Origin of the sequence: Eximiradius sp. (genome assembly GCA_937127445.1) — a bacterium.
In the GTDB taxonomy this organism is placed as follows: Bacteria; Bacteroidota; Ignavibacteria; order Kapaibacteriales; family UBA2268; genus JAKIZO01.
Genome location: CAKZLY010000033.1, coordinates 1 through 20,044 on the forward strand (window position 1 = coordinate 1; position 20,044 = coordinate 20,044).

Consider the following 20,044-nt stretch of genomic DNA (forward strand, 5'->3'; position numbering starts at 1 on the left):
GCTTAAACCGAAGCGAGGGATAGCGGAAGTTTTAGAAAATTACAAACGATACTGGTTTGACAACTTTGTTGATTTTGAAAAGAAAATAAAAACCCTACATTTTTAGTTTTGAAGAAAAATGATAGAAAATAAGAAAAAATTATGGCAACAACGGAACTTATGGCAGGTTTTCAAACAGAACATAACAGCGGGTATAGGCTATTAAAACGGGACATAGCAGCAGAGTGTTATGCATTCTTTTATAAAGAACCATAATTGAAAAACATATGCAAACAAATAAAAACATAAACGAGATGAAAAAAAGCTTCGCAACGAAAGGTGTGTTTCCTCACAAATGGGCTTTTACTCTTCTTTTTCCTTTGAGAAACATCATTCTTTCGAGCAGAGAATTAATTAAAAGACTTGATCTCAAGGAACATTATTCAGTTCTTGAAGTGGGACCAGGACCAGGTTTTTTCAGTGTTCCCGTTGCCAAAAAATTAAAAAAAGGAAAATTGTATCTGGCCGATATTCAGCCAGAAATGTTGGCGTATGCAAAAAAACGACTAAGGAAAAGAAAAATAGAAAATGTTGAATATTATTTATGTAACGGAAAAACATTTGATTTCGATGATGATTTCTTTGATATAATTTTTTTAGTTACAGTACTTGGAGAAGTTGAAAATAAAGAAGCCTACATTAAAGAATTTGCCCGGATACTGAAAAGCGATGGAGTGGTTTCAGTAACCGAACTTGCAGGAGACCCGGACAAGATGAGTATTGAAGAGTTATGTACTCTATTTGAAAAGCATAATTTTGTAATGAGTGCAAAATATGGAAATAAAAGAAATTTCACTGTAACCTTTAGGAGGAAAAATGGAAACTAATATTATTGAAAAGTACAACAGGCCCATTCTCTTTTACGGCCTATCTTTGTTAATTCCTTGGATTTTCTGGTTTACTGCTGCTTATATTAGCCATTTGCCAGAAAAAAACGATCTTTTAGATTATTCTCAAGGAGTATTAGCAATATCTGGTTTATTAGCACCGGTGTTTGTTGCTGCTTATTTATTTTTATCAGATAAAAATTTATACAACGATCTAAAAAAAAGATTTATCAGTCAAAAAGGATTCAGCCCAATATATACTTTTTTGGCATTTTCATTGATTTTAATTTCAATGGTTATAGCCCAGTTCATCTCATTATTGTTTGGCCATAGTATTGATCAGTTTAACATTTCCGGAACGCCAAGTTTTACCTCGTCAGTATTTTCACCCTGGTTTATTCTGCTATTTGCGCCGGTAGTTGAAGAATTGGCATGGCACTCATACGGCACTGATACTTTGCGTCAAAGATTTAATCTTTTTAGTACATCTATGATTTTTGCCTTGTATTGGGTTTTTTGGCATTTACCACTTTCCTTTATTGATGGTTATTATCATAACAAAGTAGTGGCCGAAGGGCTACTGTATTTTTTAAATTTTGTTTTTAGCCTTTTTGTTTTTGTGGTTTTGATGAACTGGTTGTATTACAAAACAAAACGGAATATTTTTTTAACAATAATATTCCATTGTTCGGCAAATGTAACAAATGAGATATTCGCTACACATCCAGACAGCAAAGTGATTCAAACTTTGTTGTTGCTTATCATTGCTGTTGTAGTTTTAATCAAAGAAAAAGAATTGTTTTTTAGAAAAGAATTGTGAATAAGGGAAATAATAGATTGATAAAATGCACGAACGCACAACACGCGGTCATAAAACTTACTGGTTTCAGTTGGTTTTCAAGCATTCCGTCCCCCGCCTCAAGCTTTTTCAACGGTGGATACGAACACAGCTCCGCATTCCGGCACGTTTCATAACGAAAAGCGATGGGTGCCTTTTTTAATGATTGCTTGGGTAGATTAGACAATAACAAAAAAACTATCAAAATGAAAATGAAAATGAAAACAAATAAACAATTGATTACAAGTGGAATAATTTTTACTATTGTTTTATTCCTTTGGCCTGTATTTATGGGGATTTCTCATCCTCAAGGTAGTGAAATAGAACAATTAAATTGGATTAAAAGCCATTCCATTATTTATAAAATACAGTTTTTTTTCGCCTTTTTAATTAGCCCTTCAATTATTTATTTAATGCTTTCTCAACTTGAAAAATACCCTAATGAGAATAATGTCTCAAAAAGACTCGGATATTTTTTCATTACAGGATATTTTGTTTTAAGTAGTATTTCTTATGCATCTCAAATTATAATAGTTCCAAAATTTGTGAATTCTGGATTAATTGAGCAAGCTAGAGTTTGGTATTTTATGTCCTCAACTTCTATTACATATTTTATAAATCAAATGGGATATTGTTTTTGGGGTATTGGTGCAATGATATTATTTATCAGACTGATTAAAGAAAAAGGGATTATTCAATATTTAAGTTTCATATATGTAATTTCTTCAATTCTATCCATTATAGCATTTATTGGACTGATGATAGAGAATGAGATATTAAATTCAATGACATTATATGGTGGATTAGTGCTAATACCAGTCGGAATTATAACGATAATATGGGGATTTCAAGAAAACAAAAAAATAAATGGCACACAACAAGTGGTACAAAGCATTGGGGATTAAGTAGTTGTTGAAATATTCTACCCCATATCGGCGTTTGTGTCGGCGGATAGGAACGAAGTCCGCAATCCCCAACGTTTTATACACGCGACCATTGGGTGCAAGCATGAGCAAGGACAACTCAAAGAGATAGCGAAGTGGAAAACTAAATAGGGTATATTATGAACAATAAAGAGAAAAATAAAGAGAAAATAGAGAAAATATTTTACAATTCAATTGGTTCTAAACAAATTCACGAAGCGGTTTTATTAGTAGAGAACGGCAGTGGTGATTTTTCCGTAAATCTCGAATACGGTGGGAAAACGATTGATACGCCTATTCAGGCAGCAAGTGTTGGGAAACTCTTTACAACTACCTGCATTCTATTACTGCAGGAACAAAAAAAACTCTCGTTGGACAATCCTGTAGTGGATTATTTTGATAAAAACACTTTCGAAGGATTGCACAAATACAAGGGAGTAGATTATTCCTACAAACTTACGCTTTCTGACTTGATGTTTCAAACAAGCGGGCTTCCAGATTACGAAGCGAAAGGAGGCATCACTAAACGAGCAATTAAAGAAGATTTTCACATAAGCACGGCAGAATTAATAGAAATTACAAAGACCCTAAAACCGCGCTTTTCACCTCAAGGAAAAAAAGCTTTTTATTCAGACCTCAATTTTCAGCTGTTAGGTGAAATTATCGAGAGAGTAACACAAACTCCATTGGAGGAGGTTTTTCGTAATTATATTTTTGAGCCTTTAGGTTTGACATCAACATATGTGCCAATTAAAGACGACTTTGTTCCGAATGTTTTTTACAAAAATCAATCCTTATACCGCCCAAAATTGATTATAAGTTTGCGTGGAGGAGGCAACACAATCACAACATCACGAGAACTGATGAAATTCTTAAAAGCATTTTTTAACGGATATTTTTTCCCTCAAACCATTTTTGAAAAACTATCGAGTTACAGAAAACTCCAAATATCAATGGGTCCCATTTATTACGGCGGAGGATATATGCAAACACCTCTCAATTCAATAATGACTCTTTTTATGGGAAAAGGGGAATTATTAGGACACTCTGGCTCAACAGGTTCTTTTGCATTTTATTATCCTCATAAAGACTTGTTTTTTGTAGGGGATACTAATCAAATGACAAAACCAGGACTTCCTATTCGTTTAATTATGAGACTTGCTATGTCGGTAAAATAAATTTGATGAAAAGACAACGTGCAAAGAATAAAAATGCCAGCACCCAACACACAATATAGCCAATAAAAACAGAAACAATGAGTGAAAAACCGAAATTAAAACTAGAACTTACGACATTTGACAAAACACTTGAAATTCTTGGTTGGACTTCAATTCTCGTAATTTGGGTTTTGACAATTACGAACTATACAAACTTACCCGACACAATTCCAATCCATTACAACGGTGCAGGACAAGCAGACGGATTTGGTGGAAAGGCGACTATTTTGACTTTGCCACTGATAGCAACAGTTCTATTTGTTGGACTGACAATTCTAAATAAGTTTCCTCACATTTTTAATTATCCGACCAACATAACACAAGACAACGCATTAAGACAATATACAAATGCTACAAGAATGATTAGATATTTGAAACTTATCATTGTTGTCATTTTCGGACTAATTGCATTCAAAACAATTCAAAATGCAAACGGACAAGCGGACGGACTTGGAGTTTGGTTTTTACCTATGACATTAGGATTAATTTTTATTCCGCTGACATACTTTGTAATAAAATCATACAAAACGACAAAGTAATGACGAAGAAAGAAACACTGGCTATAACAGCCGTTTGCCGCAATGGGGGCTGACGTGGTTAATTGAATATTCTACCTCGCATCAATTTTTGTAGTGTAATGACAGTTTTGTGCTCCGAAATCTCCCACTGCGCATAAACGTAAATTGTTGTTTGCAAAAAACAAAATGTTTATTTATTTGAAACATCTCAACAACGATTTTGTCAATTCACTTTTCCTAAAATTATAGTTAATTGTAAATATGATAGTTGTTTTGAACACTTAACAAAACAACGAAAATATTGAGACTAAAATATTTGATTTTCGAAACTATTTTTGAGTGATAAAGAAAATTGAATGAATTGATGCAATTATAAGGACTTTTTAAGATATTTCTTGCGGAGAGGGCGAGATTCGAACTCGCGGTAGAGAGTTTATCCCTACGACGGTTTAGCAAACCGTTGCCTTAAGCCACTCGGCCACCTCTCCTAAAAAGATCATAAATGAATTACAAAAATAATATATTATCAAATAATAAACAAATATTTTTTATATTATCGCATATTTTATGTGTATTTTTGTAAATAACAAAAAACAAATAAGGGAATAAATATGGCAGATGATAAAAAAATAATTTTTTCAATGATTGGTGTAAACAAAATTTATCCACCCAATAAGCAAGTACTGAAAGATATTTACCTATCTTTTTTTTATGGTGCAAAAATTGGAATTATTGGTTTAAATGGTTCAGGGAAATCCTCGCTGCTTAAAATAATTGCAGGCGAAGACCAGAATTATGACGGACAAATAGTTTTCTCACCAGGATACTCTGTTGGATATTTGCCACAAGAACCCGTATTGGATAATAATGCAACGGTTAAAGAAATTGTTATGGAAGGAGTGCAAGAAATCGCAGATTTATTAAAAGAATATGAACAGGTTAACGCAAAATTTGCTGAAGAGCTGTCTGATGAAGAAATGAATAAATTAGTACAAAGGCAAGGCGAACTTGCAGATTTGCTCGACAAACACGATGCTTGGGAAATAGATAATAAGCTCGAACGCGCTATGGACGCATTGCGTTGTCCCCCACCTGATGCGGTAATTGCTAATCTTTCTGGTGGAGAACGTCGTCGGGTCGCTCTTTGTAGGCTATTACTCAAACAACCTGATATTTTACTTTTGGATGAACCGACCAACCATCTTGACGCGGAAAGCATATTTTGGTTAGAACAGCACTTACAGCAATACAAAGGAACCGTCATTGCTGTTACTCACGATAGGTATTTTCTCGATAATGTTGCTGGCTGGATTCTCGAATTAGATCGTGGCGAAGGTATTCCCTGGAAAGGAAATTACTCTTCTTGGCTTGACCAAAAAGCTAAACGGTTAGAACTTGAAGGAAAAGCAGAAGCAAAACGCCGCAAAACTCTTGAAAACGAGCTTGAATGGGTTCGTATGTCGCCTAAAGCTCGACACGCGAAATCGAAAGCACGCCTTGCTGCTTATGAAAAATTATTAAATGAAGATGTAAAAGACAAAGAAGAAAAATTAGAACTATATATTCCTAATGGTCCACGACTTGGTGCAAAAGTTATTGAAGCAAAAGATGTTTCAAAAAGTTACGGCGATAAATTATTATTCGAAAATTTAAATTTTGAGCTGCCTCCTGCTGGGATTGTTGGCGTGATTGGTCCTAATGGTGCAGGAAAAACTACTTTGTTTAGATTGATTATGGGAATTGAAGAATCAGACACTGGAAGTATTAATATTGGAGATACTGTAAAAATTGCATATGTAGATCAACAGCATACAGCAGTAAACCCTGAAAAAACTGTTTGGGAAGTCGTATCAAACGGTTTCGATGAAGTAATACTCGGCGGAAGAAAAATCAATACTCGGGCATATCTTGCCAGGTTTAATTTTTCAGGTTCAGACCAACAAAAAAAATGTGGTGTACTCTCGGGCGGTGAGCGTAATCGTTTGCATTTAGCAATGACGCTGACAAAAGAAGCAAATGTTTTGTTGTTGGACGAACCTACAAACGATATTGATGTGAATACTCTAAGAGCATTAGAAGAAGCATTGGACAATTTTGCTGGTTGTGCAGTAATTATTACACACGATAGATGGTTTCTTGATAGGGTCGCAACTCATATTCTTGCATTTGAAGGTGATTCTCAGGTGTATTTCTTCGAAGGAACTTATTCAGAATACGTTGAAAATAGAAAAAAACGTTTTGGTGATATCACTCCACATAGAATTAAATATAAGAAATTGATAAAGTAATACAACCAGATTGTAAATAAAAAAGCAGTCCAATTTGAAGGACTGCTTTTATTTATATTAGCGAAGAAAACTATTCTTTCACTCTTTCCAAGTATTCGCCAGTACGAGTATCAACTTTAATCAAATCGCCTTCGTTTACAAATAATGGAACACTTACCTGCGCACCTGTTTCAACAGTTGCAGGCTTCAATACATTTGTAGCGGTATCGCCTTTCAATCCCGGTTCAGTGTGAGTAACTCTCAAATTAACGGTAGGAGGAAGTTCAACGCTCAAAACAGTTGTATCCTCGAATGCAATTTGAACTTGTTGATTTTCTTTTAAATAATTAATAGCATCACCTAAAATATCTGCACCAACAGGAACTTGTTCGTAAGTATCATTATTCATAAAGATTAAGTTATCTCCTTCACGATAAAGATATTGATAATCATGCTTTTCAACACGAACAAAATCAATAGTTTCTCCCGAACGGAAACGGTTTTCGAGCAATTTCCCAGTTCGTAAATTACGCATTTTAACTTGATAGAAAGCACGAAGATTGCCAGGTGTTCTATGTTCGGATTCAAGAACCAAACAGTTTTCGCCGTTAAATTTGATAACTGCACCTGGACGAAGGTCACTTGTTGTTCCCATATTGTTCCTTTGTTTCAATAATATTCACAAAAAAGAGGTGTCGGCCGGATTCGAACCGGCGTTCGCGGTTTTGCAGACCGCTGCCTAACCACTTGGCTACGACACCTTAATAAACTACAAAATTATGTATTTTTTTTTACATAACAAAACAAAATCAATTATTTTTTGCTCCTTCCAATATCCAGATTCTCATCCCTTTTTTGTGATTTTCAGTAATGTTGCCACGATAAAACAAAGTAAAATGAGGCAATTTGTTTTCGATAATTTGAATTAACCTGCTTTTATCAGGTTCACCAATAATTATCATTCCAGGAGAAGCAAACAGAGTGCTATATGAAGTAAGAATAATTCCACCTGCCGCACTTTCATCACTATGGCAGCCTGCGTACGAACAATTTAATTTCAAAAATGGATACACGTGAAATTGAAAACTAACATTTTCATCTGGAAAAATGATATCTTTGGAATTTGTGCCAATTGTTTCTGTGCAAGCGAATAATATTATTAAAGAAAGAGAAAATATAATGAATTTCAACAATTTCACTAGTAGCTTTCCTCCAAATTTGGGAAACTGGAATTTTTAACATCATTACAATAATTGGCAACTGCATCTTTGATAATATTGAGCAAGTTGGCGTAACGACGAACAAATCGAGGTGAGAAATCAACTGTTAATCCCAACATATCTGTATATACAAGTATTTGTCCGTCGCAATGTGGTCCTGCACCAATACCAATCGTTGGAATTTTAACAGTTTCTGTTATAGTTTTTGCAAGTTCAGCAGGGATTTTCTCTAAAACTATAGCAAAGCATCCTGCTTTTTCTAATAGTAAAGCATCGTTGAAAATCTTCTCGGCTTCCTCCGGATCCGTTCCACGAGCTCGATAAGAACCAAATTTATGTATGCTTTGAGGCATTAGTCCAAGATGCCCCATAACAGGAATCCCTGCGTCAGTCATACGAGAAACTGCTTCTGTTACATTCTTTCCACCTTCAAGCTTTACAGCAGCACAGCCAGTTTCTTTTAAAATTCTACCAGCGTTGCGAAATGCTTCGTCGGCTGTTACTTGATAGCTCATAAACGGCATATCAGCAACAACTAACGCTCGAGAAGCGCCTTTAACAACGGCTTTCGTATGATAAATTGTATCTTCTAAAGTTACAGGTATGGTAGTGTCGTGTCCTTGCACTATATTGCCTAATGAATCGCCCACAAGAATCAAATCAATTCCACATTCATCGAAAATTTCAGCAATTAAAGCATCATAAGCAGTAAGGCACGCTATTTTTCTACCTGTGCGTTTCATTTCCTGTAAACGTAAGGTAGTAACTTTCTTTGCTTCTAAATCTCTTGTAGTATATCCCATTTTAAAGCCACATTTTGAAAAAAGCAATTTATACTTTTTTCGTGAAAAATCAATCGAGAAATTATTTTACATTTCCACCAATATATTCCATCAGATATTTGTTTTCAGTTTTTGTTTCGTTCAATGCAGCTTTGACAACATCACCAATGGAAATAAGTCCGACTAATCTCTTCTCTTGTAAAACAGGTAAATGCCTGATTTTATTTTGCGTAAATACTTTTTCTACGTACTCAATTTCATCATCTGGTTCGACAAATATTACCTGACGGGTCATTACATCGGCAATTCTTTTATTAAATGTTTCAACATGACTATTTGCGAATTCACGAATGATATCTCTTTCAGAAATTATTCCACAAATTTTTCCATCATCTGAAAGCGCCAATAAAACACCAATTTTGTTATTTGCAAGTAACTCTATTGCTGTGCTTATTGACATATTTTCTCCGATTGTAAATACTTGCGGTCCTTTGATTGATAGAATATCTTTAACTTTCATTTTATACTCCTAAATTAGAAAAGACAATATTTAACTATTTATCGTCTATATAATTAATTTATTTTAGGTAAATCAAAATTTGAATTCAATAAAAATGATAAAGCTAAAATCAAGCAAATATCATATAAAAAATTGATTAATATTGATTAATTTAGTTGTTGAAAAAATCTGAAAGGGTCAAAAATGAGTAAGAAAATAGATAGGTTATTAAGACTAAAGAAAGAACGTAATGCAATAATTTTAGCTCATTATTATCAAGATGATATTGTACAGGAAATTGCTGATTTCAAAGGTGATTCTCTTGTATTGGCACAAGTAGCAAAAGAAGTCACAAACGATGTTATTGTATTTTGTGGCGTTCATTTTATGGCAGAAACAGCCAAGATCCTTAATCCTAATAAAATCGTTCTCCTTCCCGATTTGAATGCAGGTTGCTCCCTTGCTGATTCTGCGCCAGCTGAGCGATTCAGAGAATGGGTTGAGAAATATCCAGATTATGTTGTTGTCTCATATATAAACTGCTCGACAGAAGTAAAAGCAATGTCTGATATTATTTGTACATCATCGAATGCTTTGAAAATTATCAACTCCATACCAGAAGATAAGAAGATTCTCTTTGCCCCTGATAAATATTTAGGACGTTATTTGATCAGGCAAACTGGACGCCAAATGGTTCTTTGGAATGGATCTTGTCAAGTTCACGAGCAATTTTCTGAAACAAAACTAATCGAAATAATAAATCAGCACCCAGATGCGGAAGTCATAGCACATCCGGAATGTCCGGAAAACATTCTTGATTATGCTGATTTTATTGGGTCGACAACTGCTTTAATTAATCATACAAAAAAATCTGACAAAAGCGAATTTATTATTTTAACTGAACCAGGTGTTATTTATGAAATGCGTAAGTATTCTCCTAATAAAACTTTTTTGACTGTGCCAAATATTGATGGTTGCAACTGCAATAATTGCCCATATATGAAGCTTAATACGATTGATAAAATAATTGACTGTCTCGAAAAATTAGAACCACAAATTATGTTAGATGAAAAATTACGTCTGAAAGCTCTTCGTCCATTAGAAAAAATGTTGGAGATAAGTAAAAAATGATTCAATATAAACAAATCACTGAGATTCCCGAACACTATCTTGATGATAGAATTGAGCAATTTTTATACGAAGACTTTGCTTATGAAGATATTACAACGTTAGCTTGCGTTCCTGAAGACAAAGCGGTAAGTGGATATATTGAAGCACAATCTGAATTTGTGCTATGTGGGAATCCGATTATTAAGAAAATACTTAAAAACTGTATTGATCTTCATATTAATTATAAGGATGGAGAATTAATTCCTAAAAACACAATAATAGCATCTTTTAAAGGAAATGCTCGTTATATTTTATCACGAGAGCGTGTATTGCTCAATATTTTACAAAGATTGTCTGGAGTTGCAACGATTACACGTCAATTTGTTCAAAAAGTAGAAAAAAGCAATATCAAAATTCTTGATACACGAAAGACAACCCCCGGATTACGTCTTTTCGAAAAATATGCTGTTTATTGCGGTGGCGGAACGAACCACCGACTTAACTTAAAAGAAGGAATGCTAATAAAAGATAATCATATAACTGCTTCTGGTTCGATTACCCAAGCTTTGTTGAATGCAAAAAGGATGAATTTAGGATTGCCGATAGAACTTGAAGTAGAAAACATGGAGCAAATTAAAGAAGCAATGCAAATTGGTGTTGACGGATTTTTGCTTGATAATATGAATAGAGAACAAACTATTGATGCAGTCAATCTCATTCGTTCATATCCAAATGGTGAACTAATTTTTATAGAAAGTTCCGGTGGAATTAATCTTTCTAATATAGATAATTATTTAGAAACAGGAATAAATGCAATTTCGATTGGTGCACTAACTCATAGTGCTAAGTCTGTTGATATTCATATGGAGTTCGAATTTGAGTAGTGAAATTCAAAAATTTGATGTCCTTGTAATTGGGTCGGGACTTGCTGGCTGCATTGCTGCAATAACATCTGCAGACCATGGAAGAAATGTTTTAATTATTACAAAAACTGAAGAATTAATGAGTGGAAATACTCCTTATGCACAAGGAGGAATTATCTACACAGGTGAAGAAGATTCACCGCAAAAACTCAAAAAAGATATTATGGATGCAGGGGATGGTCATTGTTGGGAAATCGCAGTAGACCAGTTATCAAATTTAGGTCCCAAATTAGTGAAAGAATTGCTGATAGAAAAGTTTAATGTTGAATTCGATAGAACTTCCGACGATAATTTAGATTTAACTGCCGAAGGAGCTCATTCACAGCCAAGAATTATTCATTCTAAAGATCACACAGGCAAAGCTATTCATAAAGCAGTTATCGAAGTAGTAACCAAACATCCAAATATCACTGTTTGGAACAATCATACAGCGGTTGATTTACTCACTTTATCTCATCATTCAAGAAACTCATTGGACATTTATAAAAAACCTTCGTGTTTTGGAGCATTAGTGCTTAATAATGCAACAGGACGAACATTTCCAATTTACGCAAAGTACACTGTCCTCGCCACAGGTGGGCTTGGACAAATATATCTTCACACAACAAACCCAATAGAATCAACCGGTGATGGAATAGCGCTTGCTTGGCGTGCTGGTGCAAGATGTTTTAACCTTGAATATATACAGTTCCACCCTACTTCATTTTATTCCGAAAAAGAAACATTTTTAATCTCAGAATCATTACGTGGTGAAGGGGCTATACTTATTGATAATAAAGGCAATTCATTTATGGAACGCTTTCACGAGCTCAAATCTCTTGCTCCAAGAGACATTGTAGCTCGTGCTATTCACCAAGTAATGCTTGAAACAGGTCATCCTTGTGTGTACTTAGATATTTCGTTTAAAAACCCTAATTGGTTAAAAAATCGCTTCCCGACAATTTATCAAAGTTGCTTAAAAGCTGGTGTTGATATTACAAGTGAGCCAATTCCAGTTGTCCCAGCGGCACATTATTCTTGTGGTGGAGTTGGCGTCAACTTAAATGGTCGCACTTCACTCCGCAGACTATATGCAGTAGGAGAAGTTTCTTGCACAGGTGTTCACGGAGCAAATCGACTAGCTTCTACTTCATTACTTGAATGCGTTGTTTGGGGTTGGACTGCTGGATTGGATATATCGAAAGATACAGATGATTCTGATTATTTTCCTGATATTTTTGAATGGGTTGATGAGGATCAATACATAGACCCAGCATTAATTGTTCAAGATTGGCTTACAATTAAAAACACAATGTGGAATTACGTTGGGCTAATCCGAACAAGACAAAGGCTTCAAAGAGCTCAGCAAATTCTGCGGCATTTGCAAACAGAAATTGAGCAATTTTACAGAAAAGCCCAAATGACTCGTTCGATTATCGAACTTAGAAATGGAGTTCAAACTGCAATTGCTGTTACTAATGCTACTCTTGAACAAAGAGTTAATCGTGGCGCTCATTTTTTGAAAGAGTAATTCAAACAATTTTATTAATTTATCGTTTAAACATAAAAAGGTTCAAGCGATGCAATTTGGGCTTTTCCCGTTAAATACGATTGTATTTCCTTTAAGTGCAATTCCTCTTCATATTTTTGAAGAAAGATATAAATTGCTTATAAACGATTGCTGGAAGACAAAATCTCCCTTTGTAATAAATTTATCATATAATGAAAAATTATACGATATTGGGTGTATGGTACTTATTGCTGATATTATAAACAAGTATGAAGATGGAAGAATGGATATTTTGGTGGTTGGGACTCATCGTGTCAAAATTCAAAACTTTATTTCAGGAGAGAAACCTTACTATCTTGCAAATGTTCAAATTATGGAAGATATTGATAATTCTATAGATGCCGAGAAGTTAAATACTGTTATTGAGTTATTCAATAACATTTCGAATAAACTGAAAAATCCTGAAATTAAGCCAATTATATTTGAAGATTTGAATAAAGAAAAACCATCGTTTCAGATTGCTCCTAAAGTAGGTCTTACGATAGAGCAAAAACAAAAATTAATGGAAATACGGTCCGAGAATGAGCGTTTGAACTTTTTGCTAAAGCATCTGGAAGTAATTGATAACATTATTGATGAAGCAGAAATTGTCAGTACAATCATTAAAAATGATGGATATTTCAACGTTCCACCTCCAAATTTATAATTAAATAAACTATTTATTTCAATGAATAATACTTTTTTTGTAATTTATAAAATTGTGCGTGAATATTTTGTGACGGATATATTAGTTTAGATGAATAGAATTTACAAAGAAATAATAAAATGGACGCTTGTTGTTGCAATAGTTGCCGGGAGTATATATTCAGTTGTTAAAGATATTGATTTTTACAAATTGTGGATGATTTTGCGTACAGCTGATTATTTGTGGGTAATAGTATCAATTCCAATTATTCTTTTATCTCATTGGGTAAGAGCTGTTCGGTGGAAAATCCTGCTTAAACCAATATTGAATGCAAAATCTACGTGGAATTTATTTTCAGCAGTAATGGTCGGTTATGCTGTAAATAACATTTTGCCACGTGGTGGGGAACTTGTTCGTCCTTTTGTTTATGCACGTCGGGAAGGGATATCGCGCTCGGCAGTGTTCGCAACTATAATTATCGAACGTTTTCTTGATGTTTTGTTTTTGCTAATACTTTTTGCTGTTGTTTTCTTTTTTAGTAGAGATATAATTTCCCAAGCATTCCCGTGGATGACGGATCAAAATATAACAATATTTATAATTCTACCTGTCGTTGTATTGTTGGTCCTCATTCTACTTAGCGTCTACACAAAATTGGGTTATTACATACTTAAAATATTTGTAAAACCATTCTTCCCAAAAAAATATGAGAGAATTGAACAAATTTTGTCATCTTTTCTCAAAGGATTTGGATTCATCAAATCACCTTCTGATTATTTTATGACATTTGTTCAATCATTGCTTTTATGGTTTTTGTATGCTTTGCCAATGTATATTATGTTTTATACATTCCATTTCCAAAAGCAATTAAACCTTGGTGTTATGGACGCTGGACTTTTGCTAATAGTTGTCGGTATTGGAACAACTATTGCACCAACTCCGGGGGCTATTGGTATTTATCACTATCTTGTAACTGTTGCAATGATGAATTTATATAAAATTTCTAACGAAGATGCTCTTGCATACGCTATATTGGTTCATGCAGTTAATATGATTATTCAGGTAATCGTCGGTGCTTTGTTTTTCATCCGCGAAAACATTAAAATATTACCAAAAGAAGAAGATTTTGTTAATAATGATATCGAACAAAGCATAAATTCTGAAAAAATTTAGTTTTATAGAGGTGGAATTATGGAATTCAAGGATACTGTCAAACATATTGCAGCACTTGCTAAACTCGAATTTAAAGATAATGAAATTGACATATTTTCTGAACAATTCAAAGAAATAGTAGAATATATTGACACTTTAAATGAAGTTGAATTAGGTGATGTAGAATCACTATCTCAAATTACCGATTTTGAAAATGTTTTGCGGAAAGATGTCACACAATCCTCCGTATCTTTAGAAGAAGCTCTTAAGAATGCACCTAAAAAGAACGAAAACTTTTTCAAAGTGCCAAAAGTTATTGAACAAGAATGAAAAGCATAGCAATTATTCCCGCAAGATATTCTTCGAGTAGATTTCCTGGCAAACCACTTGCCGAAATAAATGGACTACCGATGGTTGTTCTGGTATGGGAGAATATTAGAAAATCACAACTGATTGATAATGTATTAGTTGCTACAGACGATGAACGTATTGCTCACATACTTAATAAATACCATATTCCATTCGTGTTAACAAACCCGCAAATCCCAACGGGAACTGATAGGATTTTTAATGCTTATAAACAAATAAAAGAAGAATTTGATATAATAATAAATGTTCAAGGTGATGAACCCTTACTTTCTGGAAGTGATTTAGACAACCTAATTGATAATTTCAACGTCAGAGAGTTTGATGTTGCTACATTTATTTCGCCAATTGGTAGCTTAGAAGAATTAATAAATCCGAACAATGTTAAGGTTGCTGTTGGAGAAAACAGTCGAGCTTTATATTTCTCACGTTCTGCAATTCCTCATTTGCGTGATCTTGAAATGGAGGAATGGCTGAGAAAACAAACCTACTGGAAACACATAGGGATTTATGCATATAAAGCAAAAGCACTTGAATTTTTTGTAAAAACAGCACAAACAAAAATTGAGCTATCCGAGAAACTTGAACAATTAAGATTATTGGAACACGGCTACCATTTCCAATGTATCCCTTTAAATAGGAAATTAATTGGTGTGGATACACCAGAAGACTTAGAAAAAATCAAAGTTTTGTTGAACAAGAAAAAATAATTATGAATAATATAGATACAGAATTTGTTGATATACCTCTTTGCGTAGATTTAGATGGTACGTTGATTGCAGGAGATACACTTTTAGACGCAACTTTGATTGCAATAAAAAGAAAGCCGTTTATTCTTTTGTTTATTCCTTTCTGGATTATAAAAGGCAAGTTGTTTTTCAAAGAAAAAATACACGAAATTGCTGAGCCTGACTATTCAACATTAGTTTTCAGAGATGAAGTGCTCGAATTTGTTGAAGCAGAAAAGTTCAAAGGACGTATGATTGTTCTTGCCACAGCCTCTTCACAAAAAATTGCTGAGAAAATCGCTGACGAGCTCGGAATTTTTGATCTTGTTTTAGGTTCAGGTAATGGAGTTAATTTGCGTAGTAGTAACAAAAAAGATAAATTGGTCGAATTATTTGGAGAGAAAGGATTCGATTATATAGGAGATAGCTTTGCTGATATTGAAGTTTTTCGAGTCGCAAGAAAATCTTACCTTGCTTATCCAAGCAAAAATGTTTTACTAAAAGCAAAAGCAATAGGAAATTTGGAGAATTGTTTTGAAACTAAATCTGAATTAATTAAACATATTTTAAAGGAAATAAGGATTTATCAATGGGTTAAAAACATTCTCATTTTTTTACCAATTTTACTTGCGCATATTATTCCGATTGGAGAATACGCAATAAAGTTAGTTCTTGCATTTTTGTCATTCAGCTTTGTTGCTTCATCGGTTTATGTGTTAAATGATTTATTAGACATTTCTTCTGATAGACAACACCCTACAAAGAAAAATAGACCATTTGCTTCTGGAGAATTATCAGTAAAAATTGGGTTCTTGCTTTTTCATCTTTTGCTAATTTTGGGATTTGTGTCTGCTTTAATACTATTACCAAGCGAATTTAACATAATATTATTAGTTTACTTTATTTTGACTACATTTTATTCTTTTTATTTGAAACGGGTTTATGTTGTTGATATACTTATTTTATCGTTACTATATACATTGAGGTTAATTGCAGGAGCGGCAGCCGTTGACGTTTTGATTTCTCCTTGGCTTATTGCTTTTTCAGTATTTATTTTTATAAGTTTAGCTTGTATAAAAAGATACACTGAACTATATTCAATGAATACCGGGAATGTAGAACAAGTTTCAGGAAGAGGTTATTTAGTTGACGATATTAACTTAATAAAAACTATTGGGGTAAATAGTGGGCTAATGTCAATTTTAGTGTTTATACTTTATGTCAATAGTAAAGAAGTTCTGGTATTATACAAGCACCCAATATATTTATACATTGTTGCATTTTTTTTATTGTATTGGATAATTAGAATGTGGTTTATTGCCGTACGTGGTAAAATGACAGATGACCCAATTGTATTTACTTTGCGTGATAAAACAGGATTATTTATTTTTGCTTTAATAGTTTTAATTGTTCTGGGAGCAAGTTTATGATAGATAATATTGAATCTTGGGGACGCTATCCAAGAGGAATTCATAAAGAGATGATTAACGTTTTTTGGAGAGATGAACTGCATGATTTCAGCAGAATAAACGGTTCGGTACTTCCTATTGGGTTGCTTAAAAGTTATGGAGATAGTTGTCTGAATTTTGACAATACGTTACTGAATATGTCAGGTTATCATAGATTGATAGATTTCAATGATGAGGAAGGTATAATTACTTGCGAAGCCGGCACAACGCTTTCTGAGATCCTCAATTTTGCTGTTCCACGTGGTTGGTTCCTTGCCTCTACACCAGGAACAAAACAAATAACGGTTGGCGGAGCAATTGCAAATGATGTACACGGCAAAAATCATCATAAAGGTGGAACTTTTGGATGCCATGTACTTGAATTTGAACTTGTTCGCACTGATGGCAAAAGCATAATCTGTTCTCAAACACAAAATTCTGAACTTTTCGCAGCAACCATTGGTGGACTTGGGCTTACAGGAATCATTACTTGGGCACGCTTAAAATTGCAAAGGTGTCCAAGCCCTTTTATTGTTATGGAATCGATAAAATTTGATTGTATAGAAGAATTTTTTGAAATCAACGCTGAATCGGAAAGCCGATATGATTATACTGTTTCGTGGATAGATACCACAGCATCTGGGGCAAATTTAGGAAGGGGAATATATAATCGCGGCAACCACGCAAATCCAGAAGATTTTGATTTACCCAAAGAGGTAAAAGATAAGCCACCTCTCCCCTTCCCATTAGATTATCCTTTTATTAATAATTTCTCTGTCAATGCTTTTAATGTTTTTTATTACAATAAACAAACTCACAAAAAACAGAAGCAAGTTGTACATTATAACCCATTTTTCTATCCACTCGATGCAGTTAATAACTGGAATCGTGCATACGGGAAAAACGGTTTTTTACAATATCAATTTGTAGTTCCTTTTGGAAAAGACTTGTCTACTATCAAGCAGATAATGACAATAATATCTAATTCGGGGTTGTCTTCATTCCTTACAGTGCTTAAAACCTTTGGAAATGTAAAATCGCCGGGAATAATGTCGTTCCCGAGAGAAGGAATAACAATGGCTGTAGATTTTCGTATAAGCAGTCGCACACTCGAAGTATTAAAAGAATGCGATAAATTAGTGCGTAACGCAGGTGGTGTGCTTTACCCAGCAAAAGATGCACGAATGAGCAGAGAAGACTTTCAAACGTTTTATCCTCAATGGATAGAATTAGCTAAATACAAGGACCCTAAAATATCGTCAAGTTTCTGGCGAAGAGTTGTAGGCGAATAATATGCCACTTATCTTTATTTCAGCTGGTGACCCCTCGGGCGACATTCACGCTGCTCGTTTAATGAAGGAGTTGAAAAAAATCATTCCAGATATTGAATTCATTGGAATAGGCGGCTACAGGATGCAAACAGAAGGTTTGCAGTCCATTATTCCAATTCAAGAAATCTCAGTAGTAGGTTTTTGGGAAGTACTAAAAAAAATAAATATTTTCCGAAATTTAATGTCGAATTGCAAAAATATTTTTACAAATAAAAAAGTTGATTTATTTCTTCCTGTCGATTATCCTGGCTTCAATATCAAGCTTGCTAAATTTGCTAAAAGTAAGAATATTCCTGTCGCGTACTATATTGCTCCTCAGCTATGGGCTTGGGGAAAAAATCGAGCCCGAAAATTATCGGGTGTTGATAAACTCTTTGTTGTTTTCCCATTCGAAGTTGATTTTTTTAAACAATTTGGAATAAATGCCGAATTCGTTGGGCATCCGCTGCTTGATAATCCTTTACTTAAAGAAAAATCTTCTGATTTCTCAGAAAGAGAGAATATCATTGCTCTTTTACCGGGTAGTCGGCAACAGGAAATAGAAAAACATTTAGAATTATTCGTTCAGTCAGCCGTACTTTTTAAAGAGACATATACTGACTTTAAAATTGTATTGGCAAAAAATGTAAATACAAATATTGAAAGATACTATAAATTTTTGCAAGATTATAATGTTTTAGTTGAAGAAAACTCGCTGGAATTAATGAAAAAAGCAAAAATCGGGATAGTCAAAACCGGGACATCAAATTTAGAAGCAGCACTTGCAGGGATGCCATTTGTGATGGTTTATAAGACTTCATTTTTTTCTTATGTTTTGAGCAAACAATTAATTGAATTGGAATATATTTCGATAGTTAATATATTGAAAAATAAGACAATTGTCCCTGAAATCATACAGCAAGACGCAAATCCGCAAAAAATTTCTAAATCACTAATAGATATGCTGACAAGTCAAGAAAAAATACAGCTAATTCAAAATGTTTATTCCGAAATTCGTGATAGACTGTGTTCCGCAAGCGCATCTCAAACAACAGCAGAAAAGATAAGAGATTATTTTTTCAAATAAAACAATTAAAAAGCCGTCTTATTAATTAAATTTGTTCTTTGAAAAATGGGGATGACCTGGATTCGACGGGGTGATGGAACTAAAAGCTGCATACCGTGCTTGTTCGGTGCTGCACGTAAATACAACCGGGCAAAAAACAAATGCCAACTATGATTACGCAATGGCTGCTTAATAATTGACAGCCACGTTTTCGGTAAGTTTCTCCTGCTGAGCTTTCCGAAAACGTCGTCTGAGGCAGGATAACAAAGCATTGTTCGAAAGGATGCTTTGTGAAAATTCAACTTTCGATAAGGTGGTGGCGCCTGTGCATCGGCAATCCATCTCACGAAAACCAGTAGATGCACTAAGTATGTAGACGCTTTTGGTGAAGCTCTCCGGACGCGGGTTCGACTCCCGCCATCTCCACAAAAAGGCTTTATGATTTAATAAAACTCGCTATTAATTTTAAGAGATTTTTTAAATCTCTTATTTTATTTTTCACTTTCTTGAGTTTATTATTACAAACTTCTAAATGTTTTACCTTTATCTGTTCTCAAATTAGTAAGATTTCATCAAAAATATTTATTTTCTACATATATTTTGAAAAATAATAAATACAAATTGCAAGTTATAGTTT

At 34.0% G+C, this 20,044-nt stretch carries 20 protein-coding genes, 2 tRNA genes and 1 other RNA gene; 17 read left to right on the forward strand and 6 right to left on the reverse strand.

All coding sequences use genetic code 11. The features are described from left to right. The first annotated feature begins 266 nt into the window (after positions 1-266). From AC6QZF_RS09940 to AC6QZF_RS09960, 5 genes are all read left to right on the forward strand, one after another. Entirely contained in the window at positions 267-866 is a 600-nt protein-coding gene (locus AC6QZF_RS09940) for a class I SAM-dependent methyltransferase (RefSeq protein ID WP_499799731.1), read from the forward strand. After that, positions 856-1,686, forward strand: a complete 831-nt coding sequence (locus AC6QZF_RS09945) for a CPBP family intramembrane glutamic endopeptidase (protein ID WP_499799732.1) — start codon at positions 856-858, stop codon at positions 1,684-1,686. Before AC6QZF_RS09940 ends, AC6QZF_RS09945 begins: the two co-directional genes overlap by 11 nt. A 236-nt stretch (positions 1,687-1,922) precedes the next feature. Continuing rightward, on the forward strand, positions 1,923-2,609 hold the full coding sequence (locus tag AC6QZF_RS09950) for a hypothetical protein (RefSeq protein WP_499799733.1): 687 nt from the start codon (positions 1,923-1,925) through the stop codon (positions 2,607-2,609). Positions 2,610-2,767: 158 nt separating this feature from the next. Then, on the forward strand, positions 2,768-3,805 hold the full coding sequence (locus AC6QZF_RS09955) for a serine hydrolase domain-containing protein (protein ID WP_499799734.1): 1,038 nt from the start codon (positions 2,768-2,770) through the stop codon (positions 3,803-3,805). Between the two features lie 77 nt (positions 3,806-3,882). Then, a complete protein-coding gene (locus AC6QZF_RS09960; protein WP_499799735.1) occupies positions 3,883-4,383 on the forward strand; it encodes a DUF1648 domain-containing protein in 501 nt (166 codons plus the stop codon). 377 nt (positions 4,384-4,760) lie between these two features. Here the strand turns inward: AC6QZF_RS09960 and AC6QZF_RS09965 are convergent. Further along, positions 4,761-4,850, reverse strand: a tRNA-Ser gene (locus AC6QZF_RS09965). A 123-nt stretch (positions 4,851-4,973) separates the two neighbouring features. On the opposite strand from AC6QZF_RS09965, the gene ettA reads away from it, so the two are divergent. Continuing rightward, positions 4,974-6,650: an energy-dependent translational throttle protein EttA gene (ettA, locus tag AC6QZF_RS09970; RefSeq protein WP_499799736.1), complete on the forward strand. Its 1,677-nt coding sequence runs from the start codon at positions 4,974-4,976 to the stop codon at positions 6,648-6,650. 70 nt (positions 6,651-6,720) lie between these two features. Here the strand turns inward: ettA and efp are convergent, their stop codons facing one another. The 5 genes from efp to AC6QZF_RS09995 all read right to left on the reverse strand — a co-directional run bounded on the left by efp (position 6,721) and on the right by AC6QZF_RS09995 (position 9,151). Further along, positions 6,721-7,284, reverse strand: a complete 564-nt coding sequence (efp, locus tag AC6QZF_RS09975; protein WP_499799737.1) for an elongation factor P — start codon at positions 7,282-7,284, stop codon at positions 6,721-6,723. Between the two features lie 35 nt (positions 7,285-7,319). Continuing rightward, a tRNA-Cys gene (locus AC6QZF_RS09980) sits at positions 7,320-7,390 on the reverse strand. Positions 7,391-7,438: 48 nt separating this feature from the next. Beyond that, complete coding sequence (locus tag AC6QZF_RS09985) at positions 7,439-7,819, reverse strand: c-type cytochrome domain-containing protein (protein ID WP_499799738.1); 381 nt, start codon at positions 7,817-7,819, stop codon at positions 7,439-7,441. Between the two features lie 8 nt (positions 7,820-7,827). Further along, positions 7,828-8,652 (reverse strand): 3-methyl-2-oxobutanoate hydroxymethyltransferase, encoded by an 825-nt coding sequence (gene panB, locus AC6QZF_RS09990; RefSeq protein ID WP_499799739.1) that lies wholly within the window; start codon positions 8,650-8,652, stop codon positions 7,828-7,830. Between the two features lie 61 nt (positions 8,653-8,713). Further along, positions 8,714-9,151: a CBS domain-containing protein gene (locus AC6QZF_RS09995; RefSeq protein ID WP_499799740.1), complete on the reverse strand. Its 438-nt coding sequence runs from the start codon at positions 9,149-9,151 to the stop codon at positions 8,714-8,716. A 183-nt stretch (positions 9,152-9,334) separates the two neighbouring features. On the opposite strand from AC6QZF_RS09995, the gene nadA reads away from it, so the two are divergent. From nadA to ssrA, 11 genes are all read left to right on the forward strand, one after another. Next, positions 9,335-10,261: a quinolinate synthase NadA gene (gene nadA, locus AC6QZF_RS10000; protein WP_499799741.1), complete on the forward strand. Its 927-nt coding sequence runs from the start codon at positions 9,335-9,337 to the stop codon at positions 10,259-10,261. After that, complete coding sequence (gene nadC, locus AC6QZF_RS10005; RefSeq protein WP_499799742.1) at positions 10,258-11,124, forward strand: carboxylating nicotinate-nucleotide diphosphorylase; 867 nt, start codon at positions 10,258-10,260, stop codon at positions 11,122-11,124. Before nadA ends, nadC begins: the two co-directional genes overlap by 4 nt. After that, positions 11,117-12,673: an L-aspartate oxidase gene (gene nadB, locus AC6QZF_RS10010; RefSeq protein WP_499799743.1), complete on the forward strand. Its 1,557-nt coding sequence runs from the start codon at positions 11,117-11,119 to the stop codon at positions 12,671-12,673. The genes nadC and nadB overlap by 8 nt, the downstream gene beginning before the upstream one ends. A gap of 49 nt (positions 12,674-12,722) precedes the next feature. Next, on the forward strand, positions 12,723-13,358 hold the full coding sequence (locus AC6QZF_RS10015) for an LON peptidase substrate-binding domain-containing protein (protein ID WP_499799744.1): 636 nt from the start codon (positions 12,723-12,725) through the stop codon (positions 13,356-13,358). 90 nt (positions 13,359-13,448) lie between these two features. Beyond that, positions 13,449-14,510, forward strand: coding sequence for a lysylphosphatidylglycerol synthase transmembrane domain-containing protein (locus AC6QZF_RS10020; RefSeq protein ID WP_499799745.1), 1,062 nt, complete (start codon positions 13,449-13,451; stop codon positions 14,508-14,510). Positions 14,511-14,528: 18 nt separating this feature from the next. Then, positions 14,529-14,819 (forward strand): Asp-tRNA(Asn)/Glu-tRNA(Gln) amidotransferase subunit GatC, encoded by a 291-nt coding sequence (gene gatC, locus AC6QZF_RS10025; RefSeq protein WP_499799746.1) that lies wholly within the window; start codon positions 14,529-14,531, stop codon positions 14,817-14,819. Next, on the forward strand, positions 14,816-15,565 hold the full coding sequence (gene kdsB, locus AC6QZF_RS10030) for a 3-deoxy-manno-octulosonate cytidylyltransferase (protein WP_499799747.1): 750 nt from the start codon (positions 14,816-14,818) through the stop codon (positions 15,563-15,565). The genes gatC and kdsB overlap by 4 nt, the downstream gene beginning before the upstream one ends. A 2-nt stretch (positions 15,566-15,567) precedes the next feature. After that, positions 15,568-17,013 (forward strand): UbiA family prenyltransferase, encoded by a 1,446-nt coding sequence (locus AC6QZF_RS10035; protein WP_499799748.1) that lies wholly within the window; start codon positions 15,568-15,570, stop codon positions 17,011-17,013. Then, positions 17,010-18,323, forward strand: a complete 1,314-nt coding sequence (locus AC6QZF_RS10040) for an FAD-binding oxidoreductase (protein WP_499799749.1) — start codon at positions 17,010-17,012, stop codon at positions 18,321-18,323. Before AC6QZF_RS10035 ends, AC6QZF_RS10040 begins: the two co-directional genes overlap by 4 nt. A 1-nt stretch (position 18,324) precedes the next feature. Next, complete coding sequence (gene lpxB, locus AC6QZF_RS10045; protein ID WP_499799750.1) at positions 18,325-19,428, forward strand: lipid-A-disaccharide synthase; 1,104 nt, start codon at positions 18,325-18,327, stop codon at positions 19,426-19,428. 47 nt (positions 19,429-19,475) lie between these two features. After that, positions 19,476-19,836: a transfer-messenger RNA gene (gene ssrA / locus AC6QZF_RS10050) on the forward strand. Positions 19,837-20,044 lie beyond the last annotated feature (208 nt).

Bases quoted from the DNA above. Each gene is read 5' to 3' on its own strand.
- AC6QZF_RS10040 (WP_499799749.1), top strand. From the start codon at position 17,010: ATGATAGATAATATTGAATCTTGGGGACGCTATCCAAGAGGAATTCAT.
- AC6QZF_RS09955 (WP_499799734.1), top strand. From the start codon at position 2,768: ATGAACAATAAAGAGAAAAATAAAGAGAAAATAGAGAAAATATTTTAC.
- lpxB (WP_499799750.1), top strand. From the start codon at position 18,325: ATGCCACTTATCTTTATTTCAGCTGGTGACCCCTCGGGCGACATTCAC.
- AC6QZF_RS09940 (WP_499799731.1), top strand. From the start codon at position 267: ATGCAAACAAATAAAAACATAAACGAGATGAAAAAAAGCTTCGCAACG.
- nadC (WP_499799742.1), top strand. From the start codon at position 10,258: ATGATTCAATATAAACAAATCACTGAGATTCCCGAACACTATCTTGAT.
- ettA (WP_499799736.1), top strand. From the start codon at position 4,974: ATGGCAGATGATAAAAAAATAATTTTTTCAATGATTGGTGTAAACAAA.
- AC6QZF_RS10035 (WP_499799748.1), top strand. From the start codon at position 15,568: ATGAATAATATAGATACAGAATTTGTTGATATACCTCTTTGCGTAGAT.
- AC6QZF_RS09950 (WP_499799733.1), top strand. From the start codon at position 1,923: ATGAAAACAAATAAACAATTGATTACAAGTGGAATAATTTTTACTATT.
- AC6QZF_RS09945 (WP_499799732.1), top strand. From the start codon at position 856: ATGGAAACTAATATTATTGAAAAGTACAACAGGCCCATTCTCTTTTAC.
- AC6QZF_RS10015 (WP_499799744.1), top strand. From the start codon at position 12,723: ATGCAATTTGGGCTTTTCCCGTTAAATACGATTGTATTTCCTTTAAGT.
- AC6QZF_RS09960 (WP_499799735.1), top strand. From the start codon at position 3,883: ATGAGTGAAAAACCGAAATTAAAACTAGAACTTACGACATTTGACAAA.
- AC6QZF_RS09995 (WP_499799740.1), bottom strand. From the start codon at position 9,151: ATGAAAGTTAAAGATATTCTATCAATCAAAGGACCGCAAGTATTTACA.
- kdsB (WP_499799747.1), top strand. From the start codon at position 14,816: ATGAAAAGCATAGCAATTATTCCCGCAAGATATTCTTCGAGTAGATTT.
- panB (WP_499799739.1), bottom strand. From the start codon at position 8,652: ATGGGATATACTACAAGAGATTTAGAAGCAAAGAAAGTTACTACCTTA.
- nadA (WP_499799741.1), top strand. From the start codon at position 9,335: ATGAGTAAGAAAATAGATAGGTTATTAAGACTAAAGAAAGAACGTAAT.
- gatC (WP_499799746.1), top strand. From the start codon at position 14,529: ATGGAATTCAAGGATACTGTCAAACATATTGCAGCACTTGCTAAACTC.
- AC6QZF_RS10020 (WP_499799745.1), top strand. From the start codon at position 13,449: ATGAATAGAATTTACAAAGAAATAATAAAATGGACGCTTGTTGTTGCA.
- efp (WP_499799737.1), bottom strand. From the start codon at position 7,284: ATGGGAACAACAAGTGACCTTCGTCCAGGTGCAGTTATCAAATTTAAC.